The organism is Lysinibacillus sp. UBA6686, from assembly GCF_002455205.1.
Lineage (GTDB): Bacteria > Bacillota > Bacilli > Bacillales_A > Planococcaceae > Lysinibacillus > Lysinibacillus pakistanensis.
The window spans coordinates 1-17,632 of sequence record NZ_DKJS01000026.1; the positions used below are offsets into that span (position 1 = coordinate 1).

Annotated in this window: 20 protein-coding genes; 8 read left to right on the forward strand and 12 right to left on the reverse strand. The window is 34.5% G+C overall.

What is annotated here, in order from left to right; genetic code table 11:
• Positions 1-736: 736 nt before the first annotated feature.
• The 3 genes from B2R82_RS06980 to B2R82_RS06990 all read right to left on the reverse strand — a co-directional run bounded on the left by B2R82_RS06980 (position 737) and on the right by B2R82_RS06990 (position 3,277).
• Positions 737-1,216: a hypothetical protein gene (locus B2R82_RS06980; RefSeq protein WP_286924177.1), complete on the reverse strand. Its 480-nt coding sequence runs from the start codon at positions 1,214-1,216 to the stop codon at positions 737-739.
• A gap of 260 nt (positions 1,217-1,476) precedes the next feature.
• On the reverse strand, positions 1,477-2,619 hold the full coding sequence (locus B2R82_RS06985) for an MFS transporter (RefSeq protein WP_286924178.1): 1,143 nt from the start codon (positions 2,617-2,619) through the stop codon (positions 1,477-1,479).
• Between the two features lie 61 nt (positions 2,620-2,680).
• Entirely contained in the window at positions 2,681-3,277 is a 597-nt protein-coding gene (locus B2R82_RS06990) for a TetR/AcrR family transcriptional regulator (protein ID WP_286924179.1), read from the reverse strand.
• A gap of 1,019 nt (positions 3,278-4,296) precedes the next feature.
• Between B2R82_RS06990 and B2R82_RS06995 the strand changes: the two genes are divergently transcribed.
• The gene (locus tag B2R82_RS06995; protein WP_286924180.1) at positions 4,297-4,410 is read left to right on the forward strand and encodes a YjcZ family sporulation protein; all 114 of its coding nucleotides are present in this window, start codon (positions 4,297-4,299) and stop codon (positions 4,408-4,410) included.
• A gap of 388 nt (positions 4,411-4,798) precedes the next feature.
• On the opposite strand, the gene B2R82_RS07000 is transcribed toward B2R82_RS06995, so the two are convergent.
• Positions 4,799-5,026: a hypothetical protein gene (locus B2R82_RS07000; protein WP_286924181.1), complete on the reverse strand. Its 228-nt coding sequence runs from the start codon at positions 5,024-5,026 to the stop codon at positions 4,799-4,801.
• A gap of 1,146 nt (positions 5,027-6,172) precedes the next feature.
• Positions 6,173-6,322: a hypothetical protein gene (locus B2R82_RS07005; RefSeq protein WP_286924182.1), complete on the reverse strand. Its 150-nt coding sequence runs from the start codon at positions 6,320-6,322 to the stop codon at positions 6,173-6,175.
• A 524-nt stretch (positions 6,323-6,846) separates the two neighbouring features.
• On the opposite strand from B2R82_RS07005, the gene B2R82_RS07010 reads away from it, so the two are divergent.
• Both B2R82_RS07010 and B2R82_RS07015 read left to right on the forward strand, forming a co-directional pair.
• Positions 6,847-8,274 carry a recombinase family protein gene (locus tag B2R82_RS07010; RefSeq protein ID WP_286924183.1) on the forward strand — a complete coding sequence of 476 codons (1,428 nt, stop codon included), beginning with the start codon at positions 6,847-6,849 and terminating at the stop codon, positions 8,272-8,274.
• A 1-nt stretch (position 8,275) separates the two neighbouring features.
• Positions 8,276-8,431, forward strand: a complete 156-nt coding sequence (locus B2R82_RS07015) for a hypothetical protein (RefSeq protein WP_286924241.1) — start codon at positions 8,276-8,278, stop codon at positions 8,429-8,431.
• A gap of 71 nt (positions 8,432-8,502) precedes the next feature.
• Here B2R82_RS07015 and B2R82_RS07020 read toward each other — a convergent pair whose 3' ends face one another.
• The 6 genes from B2R82_RS07020 to B2R82_RS07045 are packed head-to-tail and all read right to left on the reverse strand — an operon-like array spanning position 8,503 to position 13,087.
• On the reverse strand, positions 8,503-8,889 hold the full coding sequence (locus tag B2R82_RS07020) for a GntR family transcriptional regulator (protein WP_286924184.1): 387 nt from the start codon (positions 8,887-8,889) through the stop codon (positions 8,503-8,505).
• Positions 8,886-10,457, reverse strand: a complete 1,572-nt coding sequence (locus B2R82_RS07025) for a hypothetical protein (protein ID WP_286924185.1) — start codon at positions 10,455-10,457, stop codon at positions 8,886-8,888. The genes B2R82_RS07020 and B2R82_RS07025 overlap by 4 nt, the downstream gene beginning before the upstream one ends.
• A complete protein-coding gene (locus B2R82_RS07030; RefSeq protein ID WP_286924186.1) occupies positions 10,447-11,148 on the reverse strand; it encodes an ABC transporter ATP-binding protein in 702 nt (233 codons plus the stop codon). The genes B2R82_RS07025 and B2R82_RS07030 overlap by 11 nt, the downstream gene beginning before the upstream one ends.
• Positions 11,149-11,166: 18 nt before the next feature.
• Complete coding sequence (locus B2R82_RS07035) at positions 11,167-11,946, reverse strand: ABC transporter permease (protein ID WP_286924187.1); 780 nt, start codon at positions 11,944-11,946, stop codon at positions 11,167-11,169.
• Between the two features lie 3 nt (positions 11,947-11,949).
• A complete protein-coding gene (locus B2R82_RS07040) occupies positions 11,950-12,852 on the reverse strand; it encodes an ABC transporter ATP-binding protein (protein WP_286924188.1) in 903 nt (300 codons plus the stop codon).
• Positions 12,836-13,087, reverse strand: a complete 252-nt coding sequence (locus B2R82_RS07045) for a PLD nuclease N-terminal domain-containing protein (RefSeq protein ID WP_286924189.1) — start codon at positions 13,085-13,087, stop codon at positions 12,836-12,838. Before B2R82_RS07045 ends, B2R82_RS07040 begins: the two co-directional genes overlap by 17 nt.
• Positions 13,088-13,263: 176 nt before the next feature.
• Between B2R82_RS07045 and B2R82_RS07050 the strand changes: the two genes are divergently transcribed.
• The 5 genes from B2R82_RS07050 (at position 13,264) to B2R82_RS07070 (ending at position 16,866) form a co-directional block, all read left to right on the forward strand.
• Positions 13,264-13,803 carry a transcriptional regulator gene (locus B2R82_RS07050; protein WP_286924190.1) on the forward strand — a complete coding sequence of 180 codons (540 nt, stop codon included), beginning with the start codon at positions 13,264-13,266 and terminating at the stop codon, positions 13,801-13,803.
• A 34-nt stretch (positions 13,804-13,837) separates the two neighbouring features.
• Positions 13,838-14,698, forward strand: coding sequence for a YitT family protein (locus B2R82_RS07055; protein ID WP_054771156.1), 861 nt, complete (start codon positions 13,838-13,840; stop codon positions 14,696-14,698).
• A 174-nt stretch (positions 14,699-14,872) separates the two neighbouring features.
• Positions 14,873-15,499, forward strand: coding sequence for a bifunctional transcriptional activator/DNA repair enzyme AdaA (locus tag B2R82_RS07060; RefSeq protein ID WP_376781245.1), 627 nt, complete (start codon positions 14,873-14,875; stop codon positions 15,497-15,499).
• A gap of 3 nt (positions 15,500-15,502) precedes the next feature.
• On the forward strand, positions 15,503-16,015 hold the full coding sequence (locus B2R82_RS07065) for a methylated-DNA--[protein]-cysteine S-methyltransferase (RefSeq protein WP_286924191.1): 513 nt from the start codon (positions 15,503-15,505) through the stop codon (positions 16,013-16,015).
• Positions 16,016-16,047: 32 nt separating this feature from the next.
• Complete coding sequence (locus B2R82_RS07070; protein WP_286924192.1) at positions 16,048-16,866, forward strand: SPL family radical SAM protein; 819 nt, start codon at positions 16,048-16,050, stop codon at positions 16,864-16,866.
• 55 nt (positions 16,867-16,921) lie between these two features.
• Here B2R82_RS07070 and B2R82_RS07075 read toward each other — a convergent pair whose 3' ends face one another.
• A complete protein-coding gene (locus tag B2R82_RS07075) occupies positions 16,922-17,608 on the reverse strand; it encodes a DNA alkylation repair protein (RefSeq protein ID WP_286924193.1) in 687 nt (228 codons plus the stop codon).
• Positions 17,609-17,632 lie beyond the last annotated feature (24 nt).

The window sequence follows — 17,632 nt, forward strand, 5'->3', positions numbered from 1 at the left end:
TACAAATGCTGCTAGTAACACACTAAATAATTTTTTCATTATTCTCCCCCTACAATAGTTTTATTTTTAGGAAACTAACATTTTAATATTATATACTAGTAATCTAAAACTCTACCAACGAATGTTAAAAATCCAACAAAAGTAGCGTGTTTTCCCATAACATAACTTACTTCTCTACCACTCCAAGCAATTATCTAAAGATGGTTCACTATGTACTATTGATTGTGGAAGGCAGGTTGTGGAGAAGAAAAAGCAAAAAAAGAATCAGGAGAAAAGGAAAAACCAGTTACTAAGATATCAAAAGAGGATGCCACAAAATAAGAAACGTCAGTACAAGTTACTAAAGAAGATGGTAAATTAACTGAAGAAAAATTTAAACAAATTAAAGAAGGGCATGACGTTTGAAGAAGTATTTAATATTGTCGGGTCAAAAGGAACAAATTGTGATTCGAATCATACTGTTATAGATGAATTTGAAACAGCTGGAGCTTTCTCAACTGCTAATATGACATTTCAAGGTAATAAAAACTCAAATAGGTTTAAGTTCACAGCTTTAGGTTTCAATGCATCGTTAATGTTCAAGGTGGTAAATTAATAAATATCACGAAACGTTGATTTAACAACAATTGTGGCTTTTAAGGTAGTTCCTATCTTTCATTTGGGAACGTTATTAGGTTTATTTATGATACGTTATAAACCCTTATTGTTAAATCCCAGTTTGTGAAATTGCACTTTACTAAAAAGCCTGAGTTATATGCTTATTGATTTGAAATTCAAGCTCTCTAATGTTTATATTTGTTTCGGCATCGAGAATTTTTATTTCTATTGTAGTCTTGTTCCATTCTTTTAAATAAGTATGCTTTACACACTTTTGAAAACCTCTAACTACAGAAAACTTCTCCAAATATTGAGGGTTTTCATGAGATAAATTATAAATGCTATCATCAATTTTCCATTGACCAAATTGAATATTTATATTTCGGTTAAGTCTATTTTGTGTATCAAAACTAAAAAACATTTCTTCTGTTGCTTCGTCAAAGTAAATATCCATTATTTTTAAATAAAAATGGGTATCATTTATCAGCAATATTTGTATGCCAACATGATCCTTTTCTTCTCCAACCCATTCCTGCCACTGCTCTTTAGTCCACGAGTCCATTTTAGTTGTATCATATGTTTTCATTGGTAAAACAACATTAATAATTTCATTTGTCATTTCCTACACTCCTCTTAATTAACTTAAAATGGTTACCCCTTTCAACAATCCTGCGCCATTAGATGAAGGAAAAATGTCCCCAAAGCGTATTTTGGAAGACTTTTCACTCAACGTTGTAATCCGCATTTTTCTATTGCTATCCCATACCCATCAAGTTAAGATAGCACCCCAAAACGAAAATTTCTTCGTTTTGGGGAACTACCAATTTCTTAAGTTGATGGGCATATATAGTGACCCCATATAAAGAAATTTTAAACATCTTAATCTGCCTTTCCTTTATATAAATATGGGAATAATGAAATTACCCCAAGGATAGCTAAACAAGCTCCAATCCATAGCGGAGATACAAAACCATATCCTTTACTGATCCCAAGACCACCTAGTGACGAACCAATAACAATACCTAGCGTAATAAAAGAACTATGAACGGTATTTATCATTATTCCATTACTAGCTGTTTTCATCACCCTCGCAACCATAGCTGGATTCAATGCTACACCAGTTAAACCAATAAAAATCGTAGAAATAACTGCAATGTATTTATTCTCTGCACTTAAAGCAAATAAAGACAACGCCATGATTAATATAATTAATCCACCCATAAGTATTTTCATTGTAAATTTATCAGCGAACTTGCCAATTATTATATTCCCAATTACCGTCGCACTACCATAGAGAGCAAGTAAATATGGAATACTTGCACTTGAAAAGCCTGTGACATTTGTAAAGATAGGAGTGAAATAACTAAATGCTGCAAACGTACCACCAATAATGAACATACTTGTTACGTACGCTGCCCAAAGATGAATATTCTTAAATCGCAGAAGTTCGTCCTTCCAATTTAATTGCTCTTTATTTGAAGATGATGGTAACAACCGTTGAATCATAATCCCTGATACTAGCACAAGAACAGAAACAGCCCCAAAACTAATACGCCAGCCAAAATATTGAGAAATAACGGTTGTTATAGGTAAACCTAATACAGTTGCGAACATTAAACCTGCAAGTACAATTGATGCAGCTTTTCCCCTTGAATCAGAGTGAACCAATGTCGCAGAAAAGGAAATCGCAACTCCAAAAGCCGAAGCTGAAGCAATACCAGTTATAATTCGTGAAATCATCATAATATCATAGTTCCAAGCAATAGCTCCGAGCGATTGACCAATTAAAAATACGAACATTAAAAACAATAATGCTTGTTTGCTGCGCATTCGTAAGAGGATTGCAGTTAAAATGGGGCCTCCTATTACCATTGCTCCTGCATAAGCTGAAATTAAATACCCAATAGATGATACAGAAACCTGGAATGCAAGAGCAAGTTCATTCATCATACCTGCAACCATAAATTCTGATGTAGTCATACAAAAGATTGCTAAAGCTAATAAATAAATAATCGATGGCATAAAAAACTCCTTATTCATTATTGTAATAATCGGTACAAAAATGGTGCAAAAAAAGAGCGCACTAAGCGCCAAAAATAGACTCCATTGTTCCTTTGATAACTTGTTCAGCTAACATCCGATTTTGCATCGATACATTAAGAACACGGAATCCGTAATAACTGCTTAAAAGCAGACTAGCTAATTCCTCAGCTGATTGCTTCTTTGAAATTTCACCTGTTTGCAATCCTTCCTCCATCACTGTTTCAATAGCTTGTTTAAGAAGTTCAACATGCTTCGAGAAAATTTCTTGTACCATTAAATCGTTTTTAGCACGTTCTACACTGGCATTAATCAATAAACATCCTTTTTGATCAATATTCTCAAAGTCTTCTTTCAATGCCCATTCAAAAAAATTACTTAATCGTTCTTTAACTGGAATTGGAGTCTCTAACAATTTCTTTTGTTCCCTAATCCCAATTTCATGGTAGCGTTCTAATACTTGTTTATACAGTTCATGTTTACTACCGAAAGTATTGTATAAACTTCCTTTTCCAAGTCCTGTATCACTGCATAAATCTTGTGTAGAACACCCCTCATACCCTCTTAACCAAAATGTTTTCATTGCAACATCTACAATTGAGGAATAATCAAACTCTCGGGGTCTGCCGCGTTTATTCAAGCGTATCCTCCTCTTATGTTAAAGATAACATTAGTAGAATACTCTTTTTGTACCGTATAGTCAATAATTTTGTTTTATTGTTACTGTACAATAAAATTTGATTATTTTAGATTACGAATAATTAAAAATAGCTCCCTTATTCTGCCATACCTGAACGTATTGGTAATTCATTTACACTCATTTTTCATGGAAAAAAGATTTTTTATAGGTTGGTTTGAAATCTTTTAAATCATATGTAATCTGTTTTGCTTCTAACGTAATGATGTAACTACCACAGTATTCACAATTATTTTGTTAGGTTAAATACTTCAGCACAGTTGGGACAATTCAAAGTTTTAACCTCGCTTCCACTACTCCTAATATTTACCACCACTTAGTATGCGTTGAATTGTTAAATACATTAATAAAATATAAAAAATCCCAGGCTCAAAAAAGTTGAGTAACTGGGATTTTTTAAGAGAATCAACATTTATAAATTAACACTTCAACCTATACAACTTCTTAACAAATGTACCATACTGATTTCGATTACTTTTTATCATTTCTTCGCTATTGAATCGTAATATGTAACCCAGTTTAAACGATCAGTGGTCATTGTACCAATCTGCAAATCCAGATGGTTTCGGGAATAATGACGTTATTAATCGCCTGTACAATAAAATTCTCTATTTCATATTTCAAGGCAGGCGAACCTGGTTCCTCAAAAAACGGTAAGTAAAATGATAATGCCTATTTATTGCCACCCATCAAGGTGTGGTCTTTTATGGTTTATTCAGCTAAGACCAAGACATCGATAAAGATCGTATCTGCATGTCAACAAGAGGGCTTAATATAATGCCTAATCAATCACTTATCTCCAACTGCTTTTAATAAATTCACTGGAAGCAAAACACTCTAACGTTACGCTCTTGATAGTGTATCTTTATTTTTAATTTTTTTTCTTAGACCGTCCTAAGATAAATATCGCAATTCCTTTCTACAACTATGCATATTATAGTCATAGAAAGGAGGGAAAAATTATGTCTCAATATTGTGGTAGTGGTAGCGGTAGTGGTTATGGTTCCTCATTTGCTCTAATTGTTGTTCTATTCATTCTTCTAATTATTGTTGGCGTTAGTTTCATCAGTTATTAATATTGAATACCACCGCTTCTATGCTCATAACTATTAGAAACTTATACTATGCACCTTCAAATCTTTAGTAAGGGTCACTATCCTCCGTGTGACCCTTTTTATATTGCCTTTCTCAAAGTCTTTAGATTGTTCATTAGTTCGCTGTAGCATGTGACGACGCTGCGGCTTTTTTTATCTATTGTTCAGGCTATGAACTATACAAACTTTGCTATCACGTCATATTAATAGTAATGTAAGCTAATTTAGTCTTACACCTCCGAATTTCGTTACTGAGGGTCACTCTATCCCAAGTGACCCTTTTAATATTTTTCCTTTTTCAATTTTGCACTGAACCTCTCAAGGCATAATAAAAGCCACAACTCATTTAGAGTGTGACTTAATACATGGATTAATCAAATTCTACAATATTTTGCACTACTGATACTTTATAAACATCTTTCGTATTTATTAAAATTGTTTTAAAATTTTCTGTTTCAGTAAATGAATACCATGACTTCTCATTCAAGCCATTAGAAATTTCTTCTGCGAATGTTTCTTGTCCAATATTAGTCTTAATTTTATATTCTTCTTCGCGACTTTCGTCAAAATAAAACTTTACTTTATATTCATAATCCATTAACCAACACCCCCCATCTACCTATATCATGGGACAAATGGGATTGAAGTAATCAATAAAAATAGGAAGCATTATAAAAAGCCACACCTAGTTAAGCATGACCTTCATTTCTCTTAATGACCTGTTTAGTCTTCCAATGTACAACAAAGCTTATAATCGACACTACGATAGGTACTACATATAATATTGAGGTTAAATAATGTACTTATTTTATTCCTTTACTTAGGATAAGCTTTATAAAAAAGATAGTTGATACTAACATAGATATTACTAACCACATTTGAGTATTTTCCTTTATTTTCCATATTTATTTATTTCACCGCCTTCAATATCAAAAGCACACCTAGTTAGTTGTGACCTTAATTAGTTTTATTAACATTATAAAAAGAGACTACCAATATAGTAGTCTTCATTATTTGTTTGGGACATACACGTACAAGCGAAAGTGCTCATTACTGTAAGACGTTCCATACGCTTTTGAATAAAACTTGATAATATCTAATTATTATGTTTTTTAGAGAACTTTGCTAGTGTTAGGAAGTTCACTATATTGAATACTAGGAATTTCTATCTTCTACACAAACACAAAAAAAACAAAATATACGAATGCTGTAGGAACTGCGTAAGAAGATACCCCCCTTAAACTCCATTTGTCTTCATCAGTTGACCAAAGAAAAATCAACAATGTTATCATCGTAATCCCGAAAGCATTCATAATAATATCTAATAATCCAATAACCCCCAACCCCTTTTCTACCCTTTCCATTTACATTAATATATTCTCCATATATTAAGCCCATGCTAACCGCTTGGCTGTTTCATCCATTAATGCATTGCGTTTACATAGCACCTTATTACAATCGATCTATAATGTTTTCCCATTCAAAACAGTTCCTTTCAGCATCCCCATACCGCATGTCCACAATAGTTTTTAAATCTTGGTCTAACGATGAATAGATTTCTTCAACCGTTTTAACAATATTTTTTCGCTTTTGATAAAGCTTGTCTTCAGAAAGTATACTGCTTTATTGGAAATATTATTAGAGTTCCCTTGGCTTCATGTTGAGCCAACGCTTTATTAGGATGTTTAAAGCTTCATTCCTTTACATGGATAAGAATGCTTGTCCAAAATAAGACATGACTGCGCTATTTGGCGCAATCTTTTTTATAAACTGTAATGCCTCCTACCGTTAGATCCTTTAAAGTCACCTTTCTTCCGTATTCCCTTGATAGAATACTTTCAACGATTGGTAATAGTTTTCGAACCTTTTCTTCTGTCATTTTTACTGCTTTCATCACTCACACTCCTTTTTTATCAGAATATGTCGATTGGGCTTGTCACTTTCATACGTGAAATATTAATCTAGTTCATTTCTGACATCGTTCATTAATTGTGCGCAATCTTCACACCAAAGAGTACTGGCTTCGTACAGATAAGGGTGAAATGTTTGTTCAACCCGAAGCTTTTTCACTGGATGAATACGCAAAAAAAGCAACCTCACAGAATTGGAGATTGCCATCATGAAGGGCTTTATGGATCATGATTTAGATGTATTAGAAACATTACTTAACCATATGAAGGTATTATTAAAAACTGCTCCGAAATAGCGGCAACCGTTGAAATAAAATGGATGCTGAATTCGACAGCTATCACCAAAAATTTGAGGCTGAGCAAAAAGCAGGCACATTATCGGCTTCCTAAGGGAAGAAATAGTAAAGCAAAAATTATTGGAATGATATGCAATTTTAGCGCTATATATAAATTAAAGAGCAAGGCTCCTTTGTCTCGCTCTTTTCTTATTATTAGGAGTGAATACCTGATGAAATGCGTCATCTATGTTCGAGTGAGTACAGATGAACAGGCCAAGTATGGGTTTTCAATAGGTGCCCAGATTGAGAAATTAGAAGCCTATTGTGTTTCACAAGGATGGGAAATTGTTGAGAGACCCTATATCGATGATGGTTATTCTGCTAAAGATTTAAACAGACCTCATTTCCAAAATATGCTCAATCGAATTAAGCAAGGGGGCATTGATGTCCTACTAGTATATAAACTGGATCGATTAACTCGATCTGTGCCTGACCTGCATACTATCTTAGCAGAATTGGATCAATACGAATGTAAATTTAAATCTGCAACAGAAGTCTATGATACTACGAATGCTATGGGGCGTTTGTTTATCACACTAGTGGCAGCTATTGCGCAATGGGAGCGCGAAAATACAGCTGAACGAGTGCGTTTTGGATTAGAAAAGAAAGTGAAATTAGGACGCTGGAAAGGTGGCACCCCTCCCTATGGCTATAAGGTCATTGATGGTGAATTAGTGGTAGATGTAGAAGAGGCTCAAATTGTAAAAGAAATATTTAAGTTAGCTAAATCAGCAGGCTTTTACACACTAGCTCGTCAACTAACTAGTAAAGGAATACCTACAAGAAGAGGTGGAGGATGGCATGTAGACAGTGTGCGAGATATTGCCAATAATCCTACATACGCTGGCTTTTTAATGTTCAGCTCTAATCCCAAAGACATCAAAAAGCCTCCTCGCGAACGGGAGCTATTCGAGGGAAATCACGAACGCATTATAGACCGTGATGAATTCTGGGAGCTACAGGATTTATTGGATAAACGCAGGACCTTTGGTGGAAAACGTGAAACAAGTAATTACTATTTCTCTTCGATTTTAAAATGTGCCAGATGTGGTCATTCAATGTCAGGGCATAAAGTGGGCAAGAAAAAAAACTACCGCTGTTCAGGAAAGAAAGCAGGAAAAACCTGTACTAGTCATATGATTTTAGAAAGCAATTTAGTACAAACGGTATTTGCCCAGTGGGATGACTTAGTGGGTGGTCATTTTAAAAGTAATGAAGGCGAAGCCAATTTTCCTAAAGCACAGCTCTCCTCATTACAGCATGAATTGGCCTCCATACAAAGGCTTTTACTTAAGAAAAAAACCATGTTCGAAAATGATATTATTGATATTGATGAATTAATACTTGAAACCGAAAAGCTACGTGGCAAAGAAAAAGAAATTCAACGTGAGTTAAAGAATATTCAGCAGCAGGATACCCGGCATCATGAGGAAATCAGATCCATTATTCGCAACATCAATACTCTTTGGTTAAATGCTGATGATTACGAACGGAAGCAATTAATGACGACCATATTTGAGCAAATTGTAATTGATACAAAGAACGATTATACAAGCAGTAAGCAAGCCAGAGAAATCATAATTGTTACAGCCAAATAATATGTCTTTTATTGGTGGAGGCACTTTAATTCCTTGGGCGTTAATTCCTGCTGCTGCTATATGTAATGTAAGTCCATTTGAACTCGCAAGACGTAATTTATTGCCCGTAGTGATTGGCCTTTTTATTACGACGATTGTGGCGGTGTTTTTGATTTAACCATATTGAAGGGTGTAAATAACATTATGAGATGACTTTTATAAATTGGAAGTCATCTCTTATATTGAATACTAATCTTCAATATAATACTTCCCCACCCCCTCCTGAAACAACTGCTTAAGCTGCTGTTCACCAATCCCTAAGACACAAGCCTCAATTATAATTTGTTCCAATTTCATAGCAATTTGCGAAAGGTTGGCATTCTGGGTTTCAGTAGCATTTTCATTAATAAGAAATGCTTTTGAACGTGGTTTTATTGTGATAACGCCCTTTTTTTGCAGTTCCTTGTAGCTTTTATGAACGGTGTGAAGATTGAGGCTTGTTTGCCCAGCTAGATCACGAATCGAGGGTAGCTGGTCACCATGTTGCAAATTTCCTGTCGCTATTGCTAATAGAAGTTGTTGTGTTAGCTGCTGATAAAACGGGATATTACTGGTTATATCTATTTTTACATTCAATTGGTTACGTATCCCTTCCTATTTTTATAAAATAATGTGATTGTACTTATAGTTACAATGATTAAAATAATGACTGCTGAAATCCATGGAGAAACATGGAACGTAAGCAGGCTGAAATGGAGAAGTGCAATAATTATTAATAAAGGTAATCCATAAAGTAAGCTAATTAATACTGTAGGGTTGGACTTAATGGCCTCTGATGGATTTGTCCAGTCAAGTAATGGATGCCTTTTATCGTAAAGCGGAGATAATACATTATAAGAAAAAACTAATAGTAACGTTATCAATAAATACAGCATCATTATGACGTCATTTTTTTCAAATAGCATATAAATGATATAGCTTATGATGACTGATAGTGCACTGATGCTTGAAGAAATCACTACTTTTGCCAAATATATTTTGTGTGGCTCTAAGGGCAATGTTTTACTTGAAACATAGTATTTCCCCTCTCTAGAATAGGGTGTACCACTAATATTGTTCATACAGCTCATAAACAAAATCATGTAGACAAAAAGGGAAGATTTATTATCAACAATCCAGTCAGCCTTTAGCATATTCATCTGAATCACCATTAGGTAAATGACTGTGCCGATTGGTGCCATAATGACACCTAGAATCGCTTGCAATTTAAAATAAGATTCTGATTGGATAATCCAGTATTCTCGTTGTAAGTAATTGCTCCAACTAGTATTTTCCCTCCAAACTTTGGCTGTTTTTTCTATTCTGTTTACAACTGAGCCATGTTCATAATACTTAGACGCTATGATTGTTATAGTTATGTTAAACAATACAAAGCACAGTAAGAATACTATCGAGAAATAAAGAACACTTTGAGCAGCCGTCAGTGGCAATATTCCCTCAAGCCATGGCTGCTGCATTGCGAAGCCAAAACCTATGTCGAGAATATCTGATATGGAGGCACTTAGGGATGCGATGGTTGATGTATCTATTTTCGCTAAAACAAGCTTAATAGTCTCGACATTATTTATCCAAAAATAAACTATTGGGCAAATGCCAATTCCTAAAATTAGCGTCATTCTAACCATTAAATACATGACTATATTCATAAAAATTGTACGAAAATGATTCAAAATAGATAAAACACATAGTAGGAATAAAGTGATCAAGATGTTTATCATCAGTAAAAATACAATAGATTTTGTAGCAAATCCTATATTAAACTCTATTAATAGCATAAAAAATGTTGGTATGGAGAGTATTCCTACGACCGATATTGGTAAAGCTACAGCACTTACTATTTTCGCCATTACAATCCGCTTCGCTGAAATCGGCAAATGAGCAAAGATAGAAAAATCACTTTGACTAAATACTACTGAAATCGCAAAATAGGAAATCAGTATATACGTGATACTATTCGATAGTATAAAGCTGTAAAATAAAAATACCTCTGGGGTAGCCATGAAATAGATCATAAAGGTAAATACACAATACTGTAAGGCTATATAAATAAAGGCTAGTATTAAAAGCACTTGCACAATTGGATGCTTTGGTTTTGTATAAACGGATGTTAAGAAAAATTTAAATAATAGCAAATTATCCTTCATTAGCTTGTTTCTCCATAAAAATAGTTTCTAGGCTTCCATTGACAAGCAAATTTTCTAAAGATTCATGCAAAACGATCTTGCCATCTTTTAAAAAACAAATAGATCGGCAAATTTTCTCAGCAACATCCAGCAAATGAGTGGAAAATAGAACCGTTCCACCATTCTCAACATATTCCTTTAGACAATTTTTAAAAGCAACGACAGCAAGTGGATCCAATCCATTTAGCGGCTCATCCATAATAAGAATTGGTGGACTAATCGTAAAGGCAGTTATTAATGCCATCTTATGGAGCATTCCATAAGAAAACGTTCCCATTGGCTTATTTATACTTTTTTCCATACCAAAGATATGGATGAAGCTTTGTAGTTTTGCATCATCCGTCTTTTCATATAGGCTCAAAACAAAGTGTATCCAATCATAGGCAGCTATATTTGGAAAAACATGAATAGTGTCAGGGATAAAATAAAATTGCTTTTTATAGGCAAGTGACTGCGACTTTAGAACATTATTAATCATCACTTTTCCACAATCCTGCTCTACTAAGCCAGTAATACAATTTAATGTTGTTGTTTTACCTGCTCCATTTCCACCTACAAACCCCAATATCTCTCCCTTTTCTATCTTTAATGCTACGCCGTTTAGTACTTCATGCTGCCCATACGATTTCTGTAAATTTTCTATTAACAACAAGCTTTCATCACATCCCTTTTAAAATTTTTTCTTCGCAATGAAACCGTGCATGGTAGTAATCATTAATAGCACCAATAGTAGTGTTACGATGATATGAATGCCGTACCTTGCTTCCAAATTACCCGTCATCAGTATATTTGCCGCAGACAAACTATTACTAGCAGGGTTTACAGCATCTATGAAAGGATGTAATCCCGCGATAAAGCGGCAAACTAATAGGATAACGATACTTATTAGGGCAATAAATGCAGGACTATTAAAAAATGTACTTATCATCGCAACAAACGTTATGATGAATAACAGCCAAACACAATAAAATACAAAAGCCCACATAGCTTGTGTCATAGGAACAGTAGTAAATAAATACGCTGAATAGCCATAGGACACTGCATAGCCAAGAGCTATACATATAACAGCTAAAATATAATGGATGATGATTTTACTATTTAAATAAGAAGATATTGATACTGGTCTTGTTAGGATAAAGCCCATCATGCCATTTGCTTTCTCTCCTTGGATAATACTCATAGTGGCAACGACTAGAATAATAATGCCTAGCTGATCAAACTGTGAATTTAATGTTGAGGCAAGTACCTCCTGTCCTTCAGGCTTTGCCATCGTAGGATCAATTATTATACCTTCAATACCACCCGCTGATTGTAAAATAACAGGTAAATAATACATCATAATCGGCTGAGTTAGCCCTAGTAAAATAAATACGATTGGGAGCCACAATATTTTAAACTCCCTTGCCATTTGCTGTACTTCTTTTTTGCTTAATGCAATAAAAGCACTCATTACTTACACCACCAATTCTAAAAATATTTCTTCTAGATTGCTTTGAATACCCATTTCAAATTTAGTAAACATCACTTTTGAATCCAGTCCGTGTTGTATTAGTCGTCTAGCATCTTCCTCCAAATTTTCAACATGGATGTTGAAGCCATTTCCACAGCTTTCGATTCTCTTCACATACGGTAAATGTTCAATCATTGTGAACCACTTACAATCTTGTTCACGTAACGTCACAAAGACAGCTGATTCTTGATGGTATTCAAGCAGCTCTAATTTTGTCGCATCTTCTATTTTGTGACCATTTTTAATGACAACAAAGCGCTCACAAATTTCCTCCGCATCGCTCAAAATATGCGTTGATAGCAGAATCGTTGTTTCTTTTTTTATTTCTTTTAATAGATTTAACACTTCTCTTCTGCCTATTGGATCTAGCGCGGATACTGGTTCATCCATAATCATGAGGGCTGGCTTATGCAATAGAGCCTGTGCAATGCCCAGACGCTGCTTCATTCCACCTGAAAATGTCCCTACATGTATATGTGCTTCTTTTCCTAAGCCCACTTTTTCTAATAGCAATGGTATCTCTTGCTGTAATTCATTTTTTGATAGACCAGAAAGTGTCCCCATAAAGGACAATGTTTCATATGCTGTCATCCACGAAAAATAATTAGGATACTGAGGTAAATAACCGATTTTATTTTTCATCGATGCAATTTTTTGACCATCCAGTAAAACTTCTCCTTCCTCTGCATATAAAATATCAGCAATGATTTGGATTAACGTAGATTTCCCCGCACCATTTGGCCCAATTAACCCAACACACTCATTCGCTTCAATGACCATTGAAAAATCTTTCACAGCTGTTTTTTGTTTAAACTTTTTCGTAATATTTTTAATCTCTAAGCGCATGTTTATTGACATCCTTTCTACCAATAATGAAGTATAGAACAGAACCAATGGAGTTAAAGAACAAAATAATAATTGTCCACATCAGTATGTTTTCCCGCGTATCTCGGTGCCGATATAAATCAAATAAAGCAACAATAATTAGAACTAATCCTACGAATATCAATGGCAGAATGATTGGAAGTATGCTTGCCCAATCCAGTTGGCCTAAATCATCAAAACCATAGTGTAATTTCATTCTTAAAACCTCCATTCATTATCATTATCGATAATGATAACATAAGATGTAAAAAATTTCATTACCTTTTTACTGTACATCTTTTTTAAAAAACTATAGTATATTTTTTGAGAATGTTCTCATATTGATAACATTTGATTGCTTCCCTTGATTCCATCTGATAGGAGGATTGTTTTATGCGGAATAAAGCAGAAGTTTTAATGCACCCTGTGAGAATGAAAATTTTACAAGCTCTCATGCACGATAAAGAAGAAGGCTTAAGCACATTGGAGATGATTTCAATCATAAAGGATGTACCTCAAGCTACTTTGTATCGTCACATCCAAATTTTAGTGGATGAAAATATCATAAAAATTGTGAAAGAGCGAAAAGTACGTTCTGTTACAGAAAAATTCTATGCAGTAAATGAAGGAGCAGCAAAACTTAGTAAGGAGGATTGGACACAACTAACAATCAAACAAAAATTAAATTACGTTTCCTACTATCAATTAGCTTTGCTATCCCAATATCAAAACTATTTACATTCACTTGATGAAGAAGAAAGACTTGCAGATTTAGCAACGTTTTCATTTATTGATTTAACATTAACAACTGATCAATTCAAGAACTTTGAAAATGAATTAAACAATTTAATAAATAAATACTATAATATGACCGACTCAAGTAAAGAGACTGAGACAAAAACTATAGCTATAAATATTATTCCAAAACCTTAGGTATGATTTTTACGCAAAGAAATGGAGAAGATTTATGAAAAGAAGAAAGTCAGTAGAAAACACACGAAAATTTATCATGATTATAATTGGTGCCATCATCGCAGCATATGGACTAGAAGCGGTATTAATTCCGAACGATGTCATTGATGGTGGCGTGACTGGTATTAGTATTATGGGCGCACACCTCTTTGGTATTCCATTAGGCGTACTGCTCTTTGTATTAAACATTCCTTTTATTTGGATTGGCTACAAACAAGTAGGTAAAACTTTTGCATTGATGAGTAGTGCTGGGATTGCAGCTCTATCTATTTCAACAGTGCTTATGCATGATGTTAAAACCATTTTAGGTCCAAATGATCCGTTATTAATTGTTTTATCTGGTGGTATGCTACTAGGTGTTGGAATTGGGATTGTCTTACGTAACGGTGGTGCTTTAGATGGCTCTGAGGTTTTAGCCGTGCTACTATCACGTAAGATTCCGTTTTCAGTCGGGGATATTATATTATTTATTAATGCCTTTATTTTCTTAGGGGCAAGCTTTATTTTTGGCTTAGAGAGCGCATTATACTCTGCTTTAACATACTATATTGCCAAAAATGTTATTGATATCATTCAAGTTGGTTTAGAAAAATCCAAAGATGTTCGAGTAGTCAGTGCCAAATCAGAAGAGATTGGGGATGCGATTCAAGCTCGTTTAGGACGTGGTGTTACATATACGAAAGGTCGCGGCGGATTTTCCAATGAACCCACGGATATTTTAAACTGTGTTATTAACCGCATGGAAGAAAATAAACTTGTGTCGATTATCAAAGATATTGATGAGGGTGCCTTCGTAGTTATTTCTGATGTGTCAGAGGTCCGAGGCGGGAACTTTAAAAAGCGGGATATCCACTAAATCAAGACCCCCTTTCGCATTATTGCGAAAGAGGGTTTTTTATTGACTTAAAAAACTTCAATATCTTGCTATTACGTTAGAAAGGACTTATGTTTTTGTTCACATGCAGTTATACTTTGTTGTACAAAAGCATGAAGCATTTGGATTGTTTATATAGAAAAGGGTGAAAACACAATGAAGGATAAAAAAAGCATGGAAGTACCGCAGGATAGAACTAGCAATAAACACCATGTAGAAATAATGACAGACGAAAGATGGCAAGCAATTATTCATAATGACGCAACATACAATCAAAAATTTTTCTATGCTGTCGAAACGACAAAAATTTTTTGTAAGCCTTCATGTAAATCTCGTGTACCTAAAAAAGAAAATGTACGAATTTTTCGAACAGCAGAGCAAGCCCTCAATGAAAACTTTCGTCCTTGTAAACGCTGTAAGCCTACAAATGAAAACCTGCCTGATTGTGAATGGGTTGCTCATGTGACTGAATATATTGACAAAAATTTCGCCGAAAAGTTAAATCTTGAGTTATTAGGGATGATTGCTCATGGAAGCCCCTTTCATTTACATCGAACATTTAAAAAGATTAAAGGAATTACTCCTGCTGCATACATCCTACATGTCCGATTAGACGCTGCTAAAAACTACTTGATTGGAACAAATAAATCTATTGCAGATATTTCGATATGTGTAGGTATCCCTAATTCAACTTACTTTATTACCCTATTTAAAAATAAATTTGGTTACACACCAGTACAATATCGAAAACTCTATCAATCGTGCGAGAAAAAGGAGAAATGAAAAATGAACAGCATTTATTGGTCTTTACTTCAACATAAGGATTGGCATCTCTATATCGCAGCAACGTCCAAGCATCTTTTATACGTTGGATCACAAAATCAACCGTTTACAGCAGTAAGTGAATGGGTTAAGAAAAAATACCCTAAAGCTACGCTAGTTGAAAATTCAGCCCTACTCGCTTTTTATTGTGATGAAATCATTGAATATCTTGAAGGTAAACGGACAGCATTTACTTTTTCTATTGATTACAAGGGGACACCGTTTCAGCTTTTAGTATGGAGAGCATTACATGAAATTCCCTATGGACAAACAAAGACCTACTCAGATATTGCCCACTATATTAATAAGCCAGCAGCTGTTCGTGCCGTTGGTGCAGCTATTGGTGCAAATCCAATTTTACTAGCTGTTCCTTGCCATCGCATAGTAGGAAAAAATGGCACATTAACAGGCTATCGTGGAGGGCTTGAAATGAAGAAAAAGCTATTGGAGCTGGAGAAATTGAATGCCCAATTGTAAATGTTGATTTTACGTAAAGGAGAGTTAATCGAATGAAACAAAATGTAAGCTATAAAGACTCAAAGACCATTCTTAATAAAGGTACAGGTTTTCTTTCAGGCTATACACATTCCTTAAATCCATATACAGGCTGTTCCTTTGGCTGCTCTTATTGCTATGTACGCCAGATGCCCGTCTCGCTTTTTCACCATGAAAAATGGGGTGATTGGTTAGATATCAAGAAAAATGCTGCATCATTACTTGCTAAAGAGCTTCATAAAGCAAAAACAAAAGGAAAAGTCACAATTTTTATGTCATCTAGTACAGATCCCTATCAACCCATCGAGTATAGAGAAAAAATAACTAGATCATTATTAGAAGTCATGGTTGAAGATCCTCCTGATTTTTTACTTGTCCAAACGCGGAGCCCTCTTATTTGTAGAGATATTGATTTATTACAGCGGTTACACAATCACGTCAGGGTTAGTATGACAATTGAAACTGATTTAGAGACTATTCGAAAACAGTTTACCCCACAGGCACCACCAATCCAAGCAAGATTACAAGCAGTAGAAAAGCTAGTAGCTGCCGGCATACCCACTCAAGTAGCAATTGCCCCTGTATTACCGAGCAGCGAATGCTTTCCATACAAATTACAGCATATTGTCAATAGAATTTGTATAGATGATTATTTTATGGGTGATGGTAATGCCGGGAAAAGAACTGAAAAAATAGGCATAAAGGAAAAGTATAGTGAGCTAGGCTTGGAAGAATGGTACACACCGCAAGCCTATCAAAAAGTATATATGCGCTTTTTAGAGGTTTTTCCTAAAAATCAGATTTATATTAGTCAATCTGGATTTGAACCATAACAAAAATGCCATTGTAGAGGCTATCCCTACAATGGCTTTACTTAATTTACATAGACTATATTTTCCGCTTCATTTGTCGGATTAAATTTTTAGCCTCTTTGTCCACTCTGTTAGATTCTGTAATTTTTTGTAATGCTTTGTGATAAGTAAAATCATCCAATGAATTGTTTCTTAAATAGTTCATTGTTACAAGAGGATCTTTAACATAGCAAATTGAAATAGCCCATGCGACAGCCATTTTAACATAATACCCTTCATGCTTTATAGCATTGATTATGTTTAAAACGCTTTGTATATATTGATGATCGATAAAATAATTTAATAGCATGACTACTCCAAAACGTACCTCATATTCTTTATTGGAAGAAAAATAAGGCTGTAAAAATACCCATACTTGCTCTTGATTTTCCTTTGTAAATTTTAAGCCTGTACAAAAACTATCACATACTGACCAATTATCAATTTTCGGAACAAATGAAGCCACATGGGAAAGACGCTCCTCACTATTTGTCTTTACATAACCAATGATCATTCCTTGTAGCATCACTTCTTCAAAAAATTCATCACTCGCGGCTGTTAAATAGTTTTGCCAATCTTCCTTGGCAATGTTTTTAGCTATTTTTCGAAGCTCAGGTAACCGAACACCTAAAATATTTTGGCAATTTGGGATAAGTGAGGACGAAAACTTTTGATAATCCTGGTCAGCTAAATTTATAAGTTGTTCTCTTATTTGTTGATGCATCCATATTCTCCAATCATTTATTTT